This is a genomic window from Pseudomonas sp. P867 (genome assembly GCF_019891455.1).
Taxonomy (GTDB): domain Bacteria; phylum Pseudomonadota; class Gammaproteobacteria; order Pseudomonadales; family Pseudomonadaceae; genus Aquipseudomonas; species Aquipseudomonas synxantha_A.
Window position 1 is genome coordinate 125,025 of the sequence record NZ_JAFLXB010000004.1, and the last position, 17,204, is coordinate 142,228.

12 protein-coding genes are annotated in these 17,204 nt (G+C 60.9%); 1 reads left to right on the forward strand and 11 read right to left on the reverse strand.

Annotation, left to right across the window (positions count from 1 at the left end; genetic code table 11):
- Positions 1 to 111: 111 nt before the first annotated feature.
- Positions 112 to 1,005 (reverse strand): LysR family transcriptional regulator, encoded by an 894-nt coding sequence (locus J1G33_RS09250; protein ID WP_216090630.1) that lies wholly within the window; start codon positions 1,003 to 1,005, stop codon positions 112 to 114.
- A 124-nt stretch (positions 1,006 to 1,129) separates the two neighbouring features.
- On the opposite strand from J1G33_RS09250, the gene J1G33_RS09255 reads away from it, so the two are divergent.
- Complete coding sequence (locus J1G33_RS09255) at positions 1,130 to 2,404, forward strand: MFS transporter (protein ID WP_223017971.1); 1,275 nt, start codon at positions 1,130 to 1,132, stop codon at positions 2,402 to 2,404.
- Between the two features lie 100 nt (positions 2,405 to 2,504).
- On the opposite strand, the gene hemE is transcribed toward J1G33_RS09255, so the two are convergent.
- The 10 genes from hemE to pilM form a co-directional block, all read right to left on the reverse strand.
- Positions 2,505 to 3,572 carry a uroporphyrinogen decarboxylase gene (gene hemE / locus J1G33_RS09260; protein WP_032878303.1) on the reverse strand — a complete coding sequence of 356 codons (1,068 nt, stop codon included), beginning with the start codon at positions 3,570 to 3,572 and terminating at the stop codon, positions 2,505 to 2,507.
- Positions 3,573 to 3,824: 252 nt separating this feature from the next.
- Positions 3,825 to 5,243, reverse strand: coding sequence for an FAD-dependent oxidoreductase (locus J1G33_RS09265; RefSeq protein ID WP_003187920.1), 1,419 nt, complete (start codon positions 5,241 to 5,243; stop codon positions 3,825 to 3,827).
- Positions 5,244 to 5,275: 32 nt separating this feature from the next.
- Positions 5,276 to 9,721 (reverse strand): glutamate synthase large subunit, encoded by a 4,446-nt coding sequence (gltB, locus tag J1G33_RS09270; protein WP_032878304.1) that lies wholly within the window; start codon positions 9,719 to 9,721, stop codon positions 5,276 to 5,278.
- A 355-nt stretch (positions 9,722 to 10,076) separates the two neighbouring features.
- Positions 10,077 to 11,648, reverse strand: coding sequence for an AAA family ATPase (locus J1G33_RS09275; RefSeq protein ID WP_223017972.1), 1,572 nt, complete (start codon positions 11,646 to 11,648; stop codon positions 10,077 to 10,079).
- A 10-nt stretch (positions 11,649 to 11,658) separates the two neighbouring features.
- Entirely contained in the window at positions 11,659 to 12,759 is a 1,101-nt protein-coding gene (aroB, locus tag J1G33_RS09280) for a 3-dehydroquinate synthase (protein ID WP_032878306.1), read from the reverse strand.
- A 125-nt stretch (positions 12,760 to 12,884) separates the two neighbouring features.
- The gene (gene aroK, locus J1G33_RS09285; protein WP_005784043.1) at positions 12,885 to 13,403 is read right to left on the reverse strand and encodes a shikimate kinase AroK; all 519 of its coding nucleotides are present in this window, start codon (positions 13,401 to 13,403) and stop codon (positions 12,885 to 12,887) included.
- A gap of 4 nt (positions 13,404 to 13,407) precedes the next feature.
- On the reverse strand, positions 13,408 to 14,733 hold the full coding sequence (locus J1G33_RS09290; protein WP_223018071.1) for a type IV pilus secretin PilQ family protein: 1,326 nt from the start codon (positions 14,731 to 14,733) through the stop codon (positions 13,408 to 13,410).
- Positions 14,734 to 14,802: 69 nt separating this feature from the next.
- Positions 14,803 to 15,774: a pilus assembly protein PilP gene (locus tag J1G33_RS09295; RefSeq protein ID WP_223017973.1), complete on the reverse strand. Its 972-nt coding sequence runs from the start codon at positions 15,772 to 15,774 to the stop codon at positions 14,803 to 14,805.
- On the reverse strand, positions 15,771 to 16,325 hold the full coding sequence (locus J1G33_RS09300; RefSeq protein WP_005784037.1) for a PilN domain-containing protein: 555 nt from the start codon (positions 16,323 to 16,325) through the stop codon (positions 15,771 to 15,773). Before J1G33_RS09300 ends, J1G33_RS09295 begins: the two co-directional genes overlap by 4 nt.
- Positions 16,322 to 16,978 carry a type IV pilus assembly protein PilM gene (gene pilM, locus J1G33_RS09305; protein WP_032881135.1) on the reverse strand — a complete coding sequence of 219 codons (657 nt, stop codon included), beginning with the start codon at positions 16,976 to 16,978 and terminating at the stop codon, positions 16,322 to 16,324. Before pilM ends, J1G33_RS09300 begins: the two co-directional genes overlap by 4 nt.
- Positions 16,979 to 17,204 lie beyond the last annotated feature (226 nt).

The window sequence follows — 17,204 nt, forward strand, 5'->3', positions numbered from 1 at the left end:
GGAGGGGGCTTGCTCCCGATAGCAGTGTGTCAGTCTCAGTCTCTCTAACTGAACCACCGCTATCGGGAGCAAGCCCCCTCCCACATGAGATATGCCATGTTCTCAAGGGCGTTATTCAGATGCCCTGTGCGTCAACAACTCCACAAACCCCTTAGCCATCGGCGTTTGCACGCCCTTGCGCTGCACCAGCCACACCGCTGTCATCGCCTCCGGGTCCAGCAAGGTGCGATAGACCACCCCATCAATGCGGATACGCTGGTAAGACGCCGGCAACACCGACACGCCCAACCCCGCCGCCACCAGGCCGATGATGGTCATCGCCTCCCCCGCTTCCTGGGCAAAATGCGGGCTGAACCCGGCGTCGCGGGCCAGGTTGAGCAGTTGGGCATACAGGCCGCTGCCGTAGGTGCGTGGGAAAAATACAAAGGGTTCCTGCGCCAACTGCGCCAGGTGCAGGCCGCGCTCGCTGCCTTCCACCAACGGATGGCCGGCGCTCAATACGGCAACCAGCGGCTCGCGCATCAACTCGACCACGCTCAGCGAATCAGGCAACGGCAAAGGCCGCATCAGCCCGACCTGGATCGACTCATCCACCAATGACTCGGCCACCTCCGTGCTGCTCATCTCCTGCAGATTGAGGTGCACTGCCGGGAAAGCCTGGCGAAACGCAAAGATCGCCTGGGGAATACTGGAATTGAACGGCGCGGAAGATGTGAAGCCGATCTTCAACTCCCCGAGCTCTCCTAATTGCGCTCTGCGCGCCACGTCTGCCGCCTTGTCGACCTGGGCCAGCACCAGCCGCGCCTCTTGCAGGAACAGGCGCCCGGCCTCGCTCAGCTCGACCCGACGATTGGTACGCTCAAATAACCGCGCCCCCACCTCTTGCTCCAGTGCCTGGATCTGCTGGCTCAAGGGCGGTTGCGATATGCCCAGCACCTGCGCGGCGCGGCCAAAGTGCAGTTCTTCAGCGACGGCGATGAAGTACCGCAGGTGACGTAATTCCATGCACACCTCATTAGGTCGTAGAACCTATCAAACAGGTCGAACAATATATTGGAAAGAATCATTAGCCAGCTATATTCTTTTTCGTATTGTCAGTCCTGGCAGACTTTCCTCCCCGAGGTCCCCCGTGAATCCTGCTGTTGCTCCACTTGCCCAACACACCCCGCCCTCAGCCCTTGATGACGTGGTGGCGCAGCTCAATGACGAGTACATCGAAAAAGGCACGCCGATGTTCATGCGCACGGTGTTGGCGCTATTTTCCGGCGGGTTTGCCACCTTTGCCCTGTTGTATTGCGTACAGCCGATGATGCCGGCGCTGTCCCATGAATTTTCCATCAATGCGGCGCAAAGCAGCCTGATTCTTTCGGTCGCGACCGCGATGCTTGCCTGCGGCCTGCTAATCACCGGGCCGATTTCCGACCGGCTGGGGCGCAAGCCGGTGATGGTCGCCGCGTTGTTCTGTGCGGCGCTGGCCACCATCGCCAGCGGTCTGATGCCGACCTGGGAGGGGATTCTGCTGATGCGGGCGCTGGTGGGCCTGTCCCTGAGCGGCCTGGCTGCCGTGGCGATGACCTACCTCAGCGAAGAGATTCATCCCCAGCACATAGGCCTGGCCATGGGCCTGTACATCGGCGGCAATGCGATTGGCGGCATGAGCGGGCGCCTGATCATCGGCGTATTGATCGACTTCGTCAGCTGGCACACCGCAATGTTGATCATCGGCGCCCTGGCCCTGATCGCGGCCACTGTGTTCTGGAAGATCCTCCCACCATCGCGCAACTTCCGCGCCAGCAGCCTCAAGCCGCGCAGCCTGGTGGATGGCTTCGTCATGCATTTCAAGGATGCGGGCTTGCCGTGGCTGTTCCTGGAAGCCTTCCTGCTGATGGGCGCGTTCGTAACGATGTTCAACTACATCGGTTATCGCCTGCTGGCCTCACCCTATGAGCTGAGCCAGGCCGTGGTCGGCCTGCTGTCGCTGGTGTACCTCTCGGGCATCTACAGCTCGGCCAAGATCGGCTCCCTGGCCGACCGCCTTGGCCGCCGTCGGGTGCTGTGGGCCACCATCGTGCTGATGCTCGCCGGCATGGCCCTGACGCTGTTCACCCCGCTGTGGCTGGTGGTGCCGGGCATGTTGATCTTCACTTTCGGCTTCTTCGGCGCCCACTCGGTGGCCAGCAGCTGGATCGGCCGCCGTGCGGTGAAAGCCAAGGGGCAGGCGTCGTCGCTTTACCTGTTCTGCTATTACGTGGGATCGAGTATTGCCGGGACGGCAGGCGGGTTCTTCTGGCATTTTGCCGGGTGGAACGGGATTGGCGGATTCATTATCGCGCTACTGATCGGCGCGTTGCTGGTGGCGTTGAAGCTGGCGAAGTTGCCGCCGTTGGGGCATGTGGAAACCTGAGGCTACTTGCTTTATGTGGGAGCTGGCTTGCCTGCGATGGCGGCGGTGAATTCAACACCGCCATCGCAGGCAAGCCAGCTCCCACATTTTGTTCTGCGTTTTACTCGTGGTATTGCGCCGACAGTTCGTGCACTGCACGCAGGAACGCGCCGGCATGCTCCGGGTTCACTTCCGGGGTGATGCCGTGGCCGAGGTTGAACACGTGGCCACTGCCTTTGCCGTAGCTAGCGAGGATGCGCCCGACTTCCGTGCGGATCGCTTCCGGCTTGGCGTACAGCACAGTGGGGTCCATGTTGCCTTGCAGCGCAACCTGGTTGCCAACGCGACGGCGGGCTTCGCCGATATCGCAGGTCCAGTCCAGGCCCAATGCATCGGCGCCAGCATCGGCGATACTTTCCAGCCACAGGCCGCCGCCTTTGGTGAACAGGATGACCGGAACCTTGCGACCTTCGTGTTCGCGGATCAGCCCGCTGACGATCTTGCGCATGTAGGCCAGGGAGAATTCCTGGTACGCCGCCGCCGACAGGTTGCCGCCCCAGGTATCGAAGATCTGCACCGCTTGCGCACCGGCCATGATCTGGCCGTTGAGGTAGGAGGTCACCGACTGTGCCAGCTTGTCCAGCAACAGGTGCATGGCTTGCGGGTTGTCGTAGAGCATGGCCTTGGTCTTGCGGAAGTCTTTCGACGAACCGCCTTCGACCATATAGGTGGCCAGCGTCCACGGGCTGCCGGAGAAGCCAATCAGCGGCACGCGACCGTTGAGCTCGCGGCGGATGGTGCTGACCGCGTCCATCACATAGCCGAGGTCTTTGTGCGGATCAGGGATCGGCAAGGCTTCGATATCGGCCAGGGTGCTGACGACCTTCCTGAAACGCGGGCCTTCGCCGGTCTCGAAGTACAGGCCCTGGCCCATGGCGTCGGGGATGGTAAGGATATCGGAGAAGAGAATGGCCGCATCCAGTTGTGGGTAGCGGTCCAGCGGCTGCATCGTGACTTCGCAGGCGAACGCAGGATTCATGCACAGGCTCATGAAGTCGCCGGCGTGGGCGCGACTGGCGCGGTATTCCGGCAGGTAGCGACCGGCTTGACGCATCATCCACACGGGGGTGACGTCTACAGGTTGCTTGAGCAGGGCACGAAGGAAACGGTCGTTCTTGAGGGCAGTCATGTCGGCATCCGCAAAAAAAGTGCGGGCATTTTCTCAGAGCGCGACGCAAAAGGCACGGCAAGAGCGGAGCCTTTTGTCTATCGGGTCAATTTGTCGCAATGACTGGCAACACAAACCTCAATGTGAAATGAGGTTTGTGTGGGAGCTGGCTTGCCTGCGATAGCATCAACTGGGGCTGGCTGACAGACCGAGTTGCCTGCATCGCAGGCAAGCCAGCTCCCACATTTGATCGCATTTCAGACTGAAATTTGATCAGACCTGCAGGTAGTCCAGGATCCCTTCGGCGGCATTGCGGCCTTCGAAGATCGCCGTCACTACCAGGTCAGAGCCGCGCACCATATCGCCACCGGCGAAGATTTTCGGGTTGCTGGTCTGGTGCTTGTACTGGCCTTGCTCCGGGGCTACCACGCGGCCCTGGCTGTCGGTCTGGATTTCGAACTGCTCGAACCAGGGCGCCGGGCTTGGACGGAAACCGAAAGCGATGACCACGGCGTCAGCCGGGATGATTTCTTCGGAACCCGGGATCGGCTCGGGGCTGCGACGGCCTCGGGCATCCGGTTCGCCGAGACGGGTCTCGACCACCTTCACGCCTTCGACGCGGTCTTCACCGACGATCGCAATCGGCTGGCGGTTGTAGAGGAATTTCACGCCTTCTTCCTTGGCGTTCTTCACCTCTTTGCGCGAGCCGGGCATGTTGGCTTCGTCGCGACGATACGCACAGGTGACCGACTTGGCGCCCTGGCGGATCGAGGTGCGGTTGCAGTCCATGGCGGTGTCGCCACCGCCCAGTACCACGACCTTCTTGCCTTTCATGTCGACGAAATCTTCCGGCGACTTTTCAAAGCCCAGGTTGCGGTTGACGTTGGCAATCAGGAAGTCGAGTGCGTCATACACGCCCGGCAAGTCCTCACCGGCAAAGCCGCCCTTCATATAGGTGTAGGTGCCCATGCCCATGAACACCGCATCGTATTCGGCGAGCAGTTGCTCCATGGTGATGTCTTTGCCGATCTCGGTATTGAGGCGGAACTCGATACCCATGCCGGTGAACACTTCACGACGGTGACTCAGTACGGTTTTTTCCAGCTTGAACTCGGGAATACCGAAGGTCAGCAGGCCACCGATCTCCGGGTTCTTGTCGAACACCACCGGGGTCACGCCACCACGCACCAACACGTCGGCACACCCCAGGCCCGCCGGGCCCGCACCGATGATCGCGACGCGCTTGCCGGTCGGTTTGACCTTGGACATATCCGGGCGCCAGCCCATGGCGAACGCGGTGTCGGTGATGTACTTCTCCACCGAACCGATGGTCACTGCGCCGAAGCCGTCGTTGAGGGTGCAGGCACCTTCACATAGACGGTCTTGCGGGCACACCCGGCCGCAGACTTCCGGCAGGGTGTTGGTCTGGTGCGACAGCTCGGCGGCGGCGAGAATGTTGCCCTCGGCCACCAGTTTGAGCCAGTTGGGAATGAAGTTGTGCACCGGGCACTTCCATTCGCAATACGGGTTACCGCACCCCAGGCAGCGGTGGGCCTGATCGGCCGAGTGCTGGGGCTTGAAGGGTTCGTAGATTTCCACGAACTCTTTCTTGCGTTGACGCAACAGTTTCTTCTTCGGATCTTTGCGCCCGACATCGATGAACTGGAAGTCGTTATTCAGACGTTCAGCCATGTTAAAACCTCATCAAACTGTTCAGGCGCATATCACTGCGGGTTGGCACGGATGCTGGAAAGCAACGATTTCAGGTTGGCAGCCTTGGGCTTGACCAGCCAGAAACGACGCAGGTAATCATCGAGGTTTTCGGCGAGGTTGCGACCCCATTCACTGCCGGTCTCCTCGACATACTCGTCCAGCACGTGCTGCAAGTGGTTCCGGTAGGATTCCATGGCTTCACCGCTGATCCGCTGGATCTCGACCAACTCGTGGTTGACCTTGTCGACGAAGGTGTTGTCCTGGTCGAGCACGTAGGCGAAACCGCCGGTCATGCCCGAACCGAAGTTGTAACCGGTCTTGCCCAGTACCGCGACAAAGCCCCCGGTCATGTACTCGCAGCAGTGATCGCCAGTGCCTTCCACCACGGTGTGGGCACCGGAGTTACGCACGGCGAAGCGCTCACCGGCAGTACCCGCGGCAAACAGCTTGCCACCCGTGGCGCCGTACAAGCAGGTGTTGCCGATGATGGCACTGTCCTGGGTCTTGTACACGCTACCGGCTGGCGGGACGATAACCAGCTTGCCGCCGGTCATGCCTTTGCCCACGTAGTCGTTGGCATCGCCTTCCAGATACATGTGCAGGCCACCGGCGTTCCACACACCGAAACTCTGGCCCGCAGTGCCCTTGAAGCGGAAGGTGATCGGCGCTTTCGCCATGCCCTGGTTGCCGTGCTTGCGCGCGATTTCACCGGAGATGCGAGCACCGATGGAACGGTCGCAGTTGCAGATATCCAGGGCGAATTCGCCACCGCTGGCATCGCTGATCGAGGAGCCGGCCATTTCGACCATTTTCTCGGCCAGCAGGCCTTTGTCGAACGGCGGGTTGCGGTCCACTTGGCAGAATTGTGGCTTGTCTGCGGGGATGTGATCGCTGCCCAACAGCGGTGTCAGGTCCAAATGCTGTTGCTTGGCGGTCTGGCCTTCGAGGATGTCCAACAGGTCGGTGCGACCGATCAGCTCTTCCAGCGAACGCACGCCCAGCTTGGCCAGCCACTCACGGGTTTCTTCGGCGACGTAGGTGAAGAAATTCACCACCATGTCGACGGTGCCGATGTAGTGGTCCTTGCGCAGTTTTTCGTTCTGAGTCGCCACGCCAGTAGCGCAGTTGTTCAGGTGGCAGATACGCAGGTATTTGCAGCCCAGCGCGATCATGGGCGCAGTGCCGAAGCCGAAACTCTCGGCGCCGAGGATCGCGGCCTTGATCACGTCGAGGCCGGTTTTCAGGCCACCGTCGGTCTGTACCCGCACCTTGCCGCGCAGGTCGTTGCCGCGCAGGGTCTGGTGGGTTTCGGCCAGGCCGAGCTCCCACGGCGCACCTGCGTACTTGATCGAGGTCAGCGGCGAAGCGCCGGTGCCGCCGTCGTAGCCGGAGATGGTGATCAGGTCGGCATAGGCCTTGGCGACGCCAGCGGCGATGGTGCCGACGCCCGCTTCTGCGACCAGTTTTACCGAGACCAGGGCCTGCGGGTTGACTTGTTTGAGGTCGAAAATCAGCTGCGACAAATCTTCAATCGAGTAGATGTCGTGGTGCGGCGGCGGCGAGATCAGGGTCACGCCCGGCACTGCATAACGCAGCTTGGCGATCAGGCCGTTGACCTTGCCGCCTGGCAATTGCCCGCCCTCACCCGGTTTGGCGCCTTGGGCAACCTTGATCTGCAGCACTTCGGCGTTGACCAGGTACTCCGGGGTCACACCGAAACGGCCGGTTGCCACCTGCTTGATTTTCGAGCTTTTGAGCGTGCCATAACGCGCCGGGTCTTCGCCGCCTTCGCCGGAGTTGGAACGCGCACCCAGGCGGTTCATGGCTTCGGCCAGGGCTTCGTGAGCCTCAGGCGACAAGGCGCCCAGGGAAATACCGGCGGAGTCGAAGCGCTTGAGGATCGATTCCAGTGGCTCGACTTCGGCGATATCCATCGGCGTGTCCAGGGTCTTCACCTTGAACAGATCGCGGATCATCGACACCGGGCGGTTATCCACCAGGCTCGTGTATTCCTTGAACTTGGCGTAGTCGCCCTGCTGCACGGCGGCTTGCAGGGTACTGACCACGTCCGGGTTGTAGGCGTGGTATTCGCCACCGTGCACGAACTTGAGCAGGCCGCCTTGCTGGATCGGCTTGCGCGCGCTCCAGGCTTCGGCTGCCAGGGCTTTCTGCTCGGCTTCGATATCGACGAAACGTGCGCCCTTGATACGGCTCGGCACGCCACGGAAACTCAGCTCGCAGACTTCTTCGGACAGGCCGATGGCTTCGAACAATTGCGCACCGCGGTAGGAGGTGACGGTGGAGATGCCCATCTTCGACAGGATCTTCAGCAGGCCCTTGGTGATGCCCTTGCGGTAGTTCTTGAACACCTCGTAGAGGTCGCCCAACACTTCACCGGTACGGATCAGGTCGCCGAGTACTTCATACGCCAGGAACGGGTACACCGCCGAGGCGCCGAAGCCGATCAGCACCGCGAAGTGGTGCGGGTCACGGGCAGTGGCGGTTTCCACCAGAATGTTGGAATCGCAGCGCAGGCCTTTTTCGGTCAGGCGGTGGTGCACCGCGCCGGTCGCCAGGGACGCGTGGATCGGCAACTTGCCCGGCGCGATATGGCGGTCGGTCAGTACGATCTGAGTGCGGCCGGCGCGCACAGCTTCTTCAGCCTGGTCGGCGACGTTGCGCACAGCGGCTTCAAGGCCGAGGCTCTCGTCGTAGTTCAGGTCGATGATCTGGCGGTCGAAGCCTGGACGCTCCAGGGTCATCAGCGAGCGCCACTTGGCCGGGGAAACGACCGGCGAGCTGAGGATCACACGGGAGGCGTGCTCAGGCGATTCCTGGAAGATATTGCGCTCGGCACCGAGGCACACTTCCAGGGACATCACGATGGCTTCGCGCAGCGGGTCGATCGGTGGGTTGGTCACCTGGGCGAACTGCTGGCGGAAGTAGTCGTACGGCGTGCGCACACGCTGGGACAGCACAGCCATCGGCGTATCGTCGCCCATGGAGCCTACGGCTTCGTAGCCTTGCTCGCCGAGCGGGCGCAGCACCTGATCACGTTCTTCGAACGTGACCTGATACATCTTCATGTATTGCTTGAGCTGGTCGATGTCGTAGAAAGCCGAACCGTGGTCATTGTCTTCCATGGTCGCCTGGATGCGCAGGGCGTTTTTGCGCAGCCATTGCTTGTACGGGTGACGCGACTTCAGACGGTTGTCGATGGCGTCGGTGTCGAGGATCTGCCCGGTTTCGGTGTCCACGGCCAGGATCTGGCCAGGACCGACACGGCCTTTGGCGATCACGTCTTCAGGCTTGTAGTCCCACACGCCGATTTCCGACGCCAGGGTGATAAAGCCGTTGGTGGTGGTGACCCAGCGCGCCGGGCGCAAGCCGTTACGGTCGAGCAGGCACACCGCGTAGCGGCCGTCGGTCATGACCACGCCGGCCGGGCCGTCCCACGGTTCCATGTGCATCGAGTTGTATTCGTAGAACGCCCGCAGGTCCGGGTCCATGGTCTCGACGTTCTGCCACGCAGGCGGAATGATCATGCGCACGCCACGGAACAGGTCGATGCCACCGGTGACCATCAGCTCAAGCATGTTGTCCATGCTGGAGGAGTCGGAACCCACGCGGTTGACCAGCGGGCCGAGCTCTTCGAGGTCCATCAAATCGTTGGCGAACTTGGTGCGACGGGCCACGGCCCAGTTGCGGTTGCCGGTGATGGTATTGATCTCGCCGTTGTGGGCGAGGAAGCGGAATGGCTGGGCCAGCGGCCATTTCGGCAGGGTGTTGGTGGAGAAGCGCTGGTGGAACACGCAGATCGCGGTTTGCAGGCGCTCGTCGCTCAGGTCTGGATAAAAGGCGGTGAGATCCGCCGGCATCATCAGGCCTTTATAAATGATGGTCTTGTGGGAAAAGCTGCAGATGTAATGGTCAGTGTCGGCGGCGTTGAGCACCGACGAACGACGACGGGACGTGAACAGCTTGATCGCCATGTCCTGGTCGCTCAGGCCGTCACCCGCGATGAACACTTGTTCGATCTGCGGTAGGCGCTCCAGGGCCAGGCGGCCGAGTACGCTGGTGTCGATTGGCACTTTGCGCCAGCCGACCAGTTGCAGGCCGGCAGCAACGATCTCGCGGTTCATGTTCTCGCGAGCGGCTTCGGCTTTTACCGGGTCCTGGTTGAAAAACACCATGCCCACGGCGTACTGCTTGGGCAGGTCGGCCGCAAAATGCTCTTTGGCGACAGCGCGCAGGAACTGGTCGGGCTTTTGAATCAGCAAGCCGCAACCGTCACCGGTCTTGCCGTCGGCGTTGATCCCACCGCGGTGGGTCATGCAGGTCAGGGCCTCGATGGCCGTTTGCAAAAGGGTATGACTGGGCTCGCCCTGCATGTGGGCTATCAGGCCGAAACCGCAGTTATCCTTGAATTCATCGGGTTGGTACAGACCTGCTTTCATAGACACTTTCTCACCAGGCTGCCTCTTATATCGAGGCAAATTTCTTTTCAATTCAACCGGTTACCTTCCACGCCGAACGTACGCCGGCTTAGCGGGGGCAAAAGGGAGGTCATTGTACACACCGACACAGACGCTCACAAATTTAGCGACGAAATGTCGCAAATCTATGTCGCATTTATGAAAGGTTTAAAGCGATATGCTGTGCTAGTCAAAACTTTTTTAATTCTGACCGCTACGACTCAAAAGCTACTGTGGCGCAGACACCACAAAGCGCGCGGTCCTTGCGGGGGACTGCACGCCTTGCGATTGTTTTTTGAGGTGCCGGGAGGGCGGCCTGGGTAAGGCCGCCGGATCTTCAGCGAGTTGCTGCCAGTTCTTGTTGAACGCTGGCAACAGTGCGAGGCCAAGGTTTACCAGCCTGAACCTTCGCTGGCAAGGCCTTGATGGCAGAATCGGCTGCGGCGCGGCTTGGGAAGCTGCCGTAGGTGATCACGTAGAGAGGCTTGCCGTTGAGCACTTTCTTGAAATAACGGTACTGGCCGCCCTGCTCCTTGACGAACGCCTGGGCGTTGGCCTCAGAGCTGGTGCCGAGGATCTGCACCACGAAATTGCCGGTAGGCTGGCTGCTGTACCAGCTGCTGCCAGCGGCGCCGGTCTTGGCCACGGTAGCGGCAGGTTTTTCAGCAGGCTTGGCCGCGGGTGCCGGTGCCGGCTTGGCAACTGGTGCTGCGGGCTTGGCTGTCGCTACTGTCGGCGCCGGGGTCGGCTTGGCAACTGGCGCAACCGGTGCGGCAGGCGCTACTGGGGTTGCCGGCGTGCCGGCCGGTACGCCCGCTGGTGGCGCGGTGGTGGTCACGGTCGGCGGCGTGGCGCTGGAGCCTTCCACCGGCACGCCGTCGTCGCCTTCGGAGATGCCACCGGCTTCTTCAGCCAGCGGGCCGCGCATTACAGGCTGGCCGACCATAGGCAGATTGGTTGGTTGGCCGGAGTTGGCGAATTCGACATTTGGCGTGGGCTTGCCCAGTGGCAACTGCGCCTGCTCAGTTGGCGCGCCGGTTGTTGTCGGTGCCTTGTTGCGACCCGGGATCAACCAGGCGGCGGCTACAGCGACCACGACAACGGCGGAAATAGCCAATACGTGCTTCTTAGGCATAGTGAACCCCATCTTTGGACGCTTGACCGCAGAGCGGCTGGCAATCATGGCTTCGATCATTGCATCGCGGGCAACCTGGTTGATGTTTCCAGGCCAGCCATCGGAGCTTTCGTGAATATCAGAGATCTGCGCAGCGGAGAAAAGTTCGATACCGGCCCCTGCACCCTCGAGGCGCTGAGCCAGGTATTCGCGGGTTTCTTCCTCTTCGTACGGCTGCAATTCGATGACGTGGAACAGCTCTTGCTCACCGCTGATCTGCTCCAGATCGGCGATCAACGACGACTCGCCAAACAGGAACACATGCGGGCGGCCTTCCGGCGTGCCCGCGGCCAGCGCCAACAGCGCTTCCAGCGCGGATTCGTCAAGCTGCTCGGCGTCGTCGACCAGCAGGTAGACTTCCTGGCCGGTCAGGCCCAGTTGCACCACCTGTTTGAGAATCGCGTTCGGCTCGGCGTTGGATACGTCCAGGGCCTGCGCAACCTGGCGCAGTACACCCGCTGCGTCACCGGCGCCACGGGCCGATACCACCACGCTCTGCACCGATTGCTTGTTGGTGCTGGCGACCAGCGCCTGGCGCAGCAAGGTCTTGCCACTGCCCAACGGTCCCGTGACCACCAGCAGCAACTGGCTGTAGCGCGCCAGATGATGCAGTTGCCCCAATACCGGCTTGCGCTGCGCAGGGAAGAATTTGAAACCAGGTACCCGTGGAGCAAAAGGGTCATGGCTCAAGTGATAATGGCCGAGGAACGCCTCGTCGGCATGCAAACTAGTCATCGGGATCTTATTAACCTTTAAGCTGGGCCAGGGCGCGGTAATCCGCTCCCAGCGTGGCCTGTAAAATCTCTTTCGGATAATCGTCGGTCACCACCGCCTCGCCCATGTGGCGCAGCAGTACCAGTCGCAGTCGACCGTCGATCACTTTCTTGTCTATTGCCATATGTTCGAGAAAATCTGCCTCGGTCATCTCTGTGGGAGGGATGACCGGTAAGCCGGCGCGCTGGAACAGGCGGATACCGCGATCACGCTCCTGGGCGGTGATCCAGCCCAGGCGTTGCGACATCTCCAACGCCATCACCGTGCCAGCCGCTACGGCTTCCCCATGCAGCCACACACCATAGCCCATGTGCGTTTCGATCGCATGGCCGAAGGTGTGGCCCAGGTTCAGGGTAGCGCGCACGCCGGACTCCCGTTCGTCGGCATTGACCACCAGCGCCTTGGCGGCGCAGGAGCGGGAAATCGCTTCGGTCAAGGCCACCTGGTCGAGTGCGCGCAAGGCATCTACATGTTCTTCAAGCCAGCTCAGGAAGGGCTCGTCACAGATCAGCCCGTACTTGATGACTTCCGCCAGGCCCGCCGACAACTCACGCGGTGGCAGTGTGTTGAGGGTAGCGGTGTCGATCAGCACGGCCTGTGGCTGGTAGAACGCACCGACCATGTTCTTGCCCAGCGGGTGATTGATACCCGTTTTGCCGCCCACCGAAGAATCGACCTGGGACAACAGGGTGGTCGGCACCTGGATAAAGTCCACGCCACGCTGGTAGCAGGCTGCAGCAAAACCGGCCATGTCGCCGATCACACCGCCGCCCAGGGCAACCACGGTGGTTCGACGGTCATGGCGCGCAGTCAGCAGGCCATCAAAGATCAGTTGCAGGGTTTCCCAGTTCTTGTGGGCTTCGCCGTCGGGCAACACCACGGAAATCACCGAATACGCCGCAAGGCTGCGGCTCAAACGCTCAAGATACAGGGGCGCAACCGTTTCGTTGGAGATGATCGCCACCTGCCGACCGGCAATATGCGGCGCGAGCAGTTCGGGCTGGTCCAACAGACCTTCGCCAATGTGGATCGGGTAGCTGCGCTCGCCTAGATCGACCTTAAGTGTCTGCATGTTTCCCCGCGTTGAAGATGTATTGACGACCGGCAATGTCGCAATCCGACATCACCTGATGGCTCTACGCCACACCTCACAAGGTTATGGCGCGCCGCCGAGAATAGCGCATTTCGGGCCAGGCTTTAACGGGGTGGCAACCGCTGCAGGCGCTCCAGAATATCGAGCACCACCATCCGAGGGGGTCGCTCATCGGTTTCCACCACCAGATCGGCGATTTCCCGATACAGCGGATCGCGCAGCGCCAGCAGGTCCCGCAGGGTTTTTTCCGGGTTGGCGGTGCGCAGCAACGGGCGATTGCGATCGCGGGCGGTGCGGCCCACCTGCTGCTCGACCGAGGCATGCAAATACACTACCCGACCACCGGCATACAGCGCTCGACGGTTTTCGTCGCGCATGACGGCGCCACCGCCGGTCGCCAATACCACGCCATCGCAGCCACACAGCTCGGCAATCATCGCCTGCTCGCGGTCACGAAAGCCCAGCTCGCCTTCTTTATCGAAGATCCATGGGATATTGGCACCCGTGCGCAATTCAATTTCCTTGTCGGAATCTTTGAACGGCAGGCGCAGCTCTTTGGCCAGCAAACGGCCGATGGTGCTCTTTCCAGCCCCCATCGGCCCTACAAGAATCAAATTTCGCACAGAATCAACGACTCACAGCAATCGCCTGGTTATTCATGATACGCGGAGTCAGGAATACCAGCAGCTCGGATTTTTTCTCCGCCAGCACATCGCGCCGGAAAAGGCGGCCAAGATACGGCACATCGCCCAAAAATGGCACTTTATCTACCACTTTGCTTTGGGTATTGGAGAAAACCCCACCGATGACGATGGTCTCGCCATCCCTGACCAGCACCTTGGCGTTGACCTCGTTTTTCTTGATCGGCGGTACATCATTGAGCCTGTTCAAGTAATCGGGCTCATCCTTGGTGACCTTGACCGCCATGATCACGTGGTCGTCGGGGGTGATTTGCGGCGTGACCTCCAGCGAAAGCGAAGCCTCCTTGAACGACACCGAGGTAGCGCCCTGGGAGGTGGACTCTTGATAGGGAATTTCGGTGCCCTTGAGGATTCGTGCCGTCTCCTTGTCGGACGTGACCACCTTGGGCTGCGAGACGATTTCGCCGTTGCCGGTTTTCTCCATGGCTGTCAGCTCAAGGTCCAGCAGTAGATTGTCGGTGATGTAGGCCACGCCCAGACCCGAGGTGCCGGTCAGCGAACCCAAGTCGACAAACGGGGAGCTGGGCGGGTTTTGCGGCGGTTCGGCGCCGTCTGCCACGGGCTTGGAAATACCTCCGACACTTCCCCTGCCATGACTGAGCCGCCCACCCCAGCGCACGCCCAGGCTTTTGTCGTAGTCGACATTGGCCTCGACAATTCGCGCCTCGATCATCACTTGGCGGACGGGAATATCCAGTTGCGCCACGATACGCCGCAGCTCTTCGAGCCGTTCGCCGGTCTGGTAGGCGATGATGTTGTTGGTGTGATCATCCACCGCCACCGAGCCGCGCTCATCCGTGGCGCCTTCAAAACCTGTGACCGACTGAAACAGCTTGGCCAGGTCCGCCGCCTTGGCATAGTTGACCTGCAGCAGCTCCCGACGCAGCGGTGCCAGTTCCGCCATCTGCTTGCGCGACTCCAGCGCCAGCAGTTCGCGAGCGGCCAACTCATCCGCAGGTGCCACCAGCAACACACCGGCTTTCACGCGCTTATCCAGACCTTTGGTTTGCAGCACCAGATCCAGCGCCTGATCCCAAGGCACATCCTTGAGCCGCAGGGTAATTGAGCCCTGCACTTCATCACTGGTCACCAGGTTGAGCCCGGCGACATCGGCGATTTGCTGCAAGACCGCCCGCAGGTCGATGTCCTGGAAATTCAGGTTCAGCCGGGTGCCTGTATAGCTGACCGACGCTGCACTGTCGGGCGGCGGCAGGTGGATCAGGTCCAGGCGATTGGGCACAGCAGCAGCCATCGGTGCCGTGAACGCTATCCATAGCGCCACACCGAAGGACGAGAAAGTCCTTTTCATTGTTTGATTCCGTTATGAGTTGACGTTCAACACAAGGGTTCGCGGGCGTTCGAGCCAGCCGCCCTGTTCATCGGGAAACCGTTCGACCAAGTGGATAGACCCCTCTTGAATGGCCGTGACCTGGCCATGATCCGGCCCCAGGTAATCACCAATCGTCAGCCGGTGCACCCTGGATCCGGCACGCAGCAGGGCAAAAGCCTGCGCCCCCAACGACAGCGTGCCGACCATTTTGAACTGATCGATGTTCATGCCTTCCAGCAGCCCCCGTGGCCGAGCGAGATCCGGCGCAAGGGCCGGTCGCCCCGGCACGCGAGTTACTTGCAAACCGGGCGGCTGAAACGGGTCGCGCACAAACGATGGGGTGTAGACCAATGGCTGGGCCGGGTCGAACGCTTCGCGGGCCTTGGCGCTTTGCGTGGTACGCCGATAGGTCTTTGCCAGCATGTTCAGACGCAGCAAGGCGCCGTCATGCCCCAGTGCAACATCCTGCACGGTGACGACGCGCGGTAACCCACCCAGGGCGCCGACGAATGCTGCCAAGTCGTGGTAGCCCCCGGTGACGCCGATTTGCATGGGTTGCTCGATATAGAGCTGACGAGGCTCTTCATCCAACACCGTGATGCCCTCGACCCATACTCCATTGGCAATCGCCAATCGGGCGATATCTTCAAGCAAGGCCGGCACCTCTGACTGGCCGGGCAATTGACGTAGAAGGCCTGTGACCTTGTCCTCCATTGCCCTGAACTGATCGGTGCGCGCCTCAAGGCTGGAGGTCAGTTCAGCTTTTTCCGCCAACTGCTGCTGTAGCGTTTGCTCCCGCGCCTCAAACCCATGCAATCGCTCACGTGACGAGCTCAGGTACGCAGCCTCTCCTATCAGCAGCACCAGGCCGGCCAGCCCACAGCCAAGCAGGACCTTGCCAGGCAAGGGCCATTTAGCAGCGTTGTAGAAGAGCGTGGGAAAATCGAGCCTGGGCAGGCTCATGGTTGCGCCTCGCTGGATTCCCCCTGGCGCACCATCAGTTGAAACTCACTTTCGCCGCGCGCTCCATCAGCCTGCACGCGCTGCAGACGAGTCGAACTGGAGCCCTGGGATGACTGCTTGAGCTGCTGCATCAACCGGGCAATGTCCTGGTTGCTTTCAGCCGTGCCGCGAATGCTGATGGTGTCACCGTTTGCGACCACCTCATGCAGATGGACACCTTCAGGCATTGCACGAGCCAATTGCTCGAACAGTCGGGCGCCGGAAGAGCGGGCGTCGTGCAGGTCCTGCACCACCTTCATGCGTTCGGCCAGTTGCTGGCTTCGTTCCTGCAGGTCGTCGATGGTCCTGATCCGCGAATCCTGGGTAGCCACCTCCTCACCCAAGCGGCTATTGCGGCTCACTTGCCGATCTATCGCCTGGTCGATCACCTGGTCAGCCAGCCACACGGCCGCCAGCGCCAGGCAGGCAAATGCCAGCAATAGCACCATGAAATACCTGCGCTTGCGCTCTGCCAGCGCCTGACGCCAAGGCAAAAGATTGATTCGTGTCATCCAGCGAAACTCCTCAGGGCCAACCCGCAAGCCACTCCCATCCCTTGGGCATCCACGGCCCATTGTGCACCATCGACTCGATGACCCGGCGTGAAGCTGGCAAAATCCTGACGGCAAGCGCGCTCCAATGCAAACCCTTCGACATCGACCACCCGCGGCACCAGCCCCGCCCGGGCTAAAACCGCCACTCGCGCCTGGACCTGCTCGCGCAGACAGGCCGCCAACATGACTTCAACCCACTGCGGCCCTTGGGCCGATGGGCCCTGGACCTGAAAGTCGATCGCCACCTCATCCAATGGATAAGGAATGAACTGGTCGGCTTCCATCTGGATCTTCCAGGCCATTTCTTCGTCGCGCAGGCCCGCATCCATCTCGATCAACCGCGTGATCACCGAAGGGCCCGCCACTGCCACAGCGGCGTGTCGAGCCGAAGTGCGCAGGCAGGATAACGCTTGTTGCAAGGCTCGCCCCACGCCCTCGACGTCCAGCAAGGCGCCATCGACGACCGCATGGGCGGGCAGCGCCTGGGTGGCATAGCCCTGGACACTGAAACCACCCGATGAACGGCTCAGCTCGATCAGCTTGATACCGCTGTCATTGATGTCGACACCCAAGACGATGTCGGCTTTTCGCCTGAAAAATCCCTTTCCCATAAAACTCCCCAAAACTTTCCCTGTCATACCGGCTGTCATCTCGCTTGATTGCTGCCAGGCACCCTGCATTCGGTCGGCTTGTTCGAGGCACGCGAATGACGCCCCAAGCTGAAAAATGCTTTAATGCCCAGCGTTTTTTCCCGCTTTTTTATCTGCTGCCCGGGTCGATCCATCGTTTGCCATGCATCCCCGACGCGTAACTCATTCTTTTCTCTGGAAATCCAAA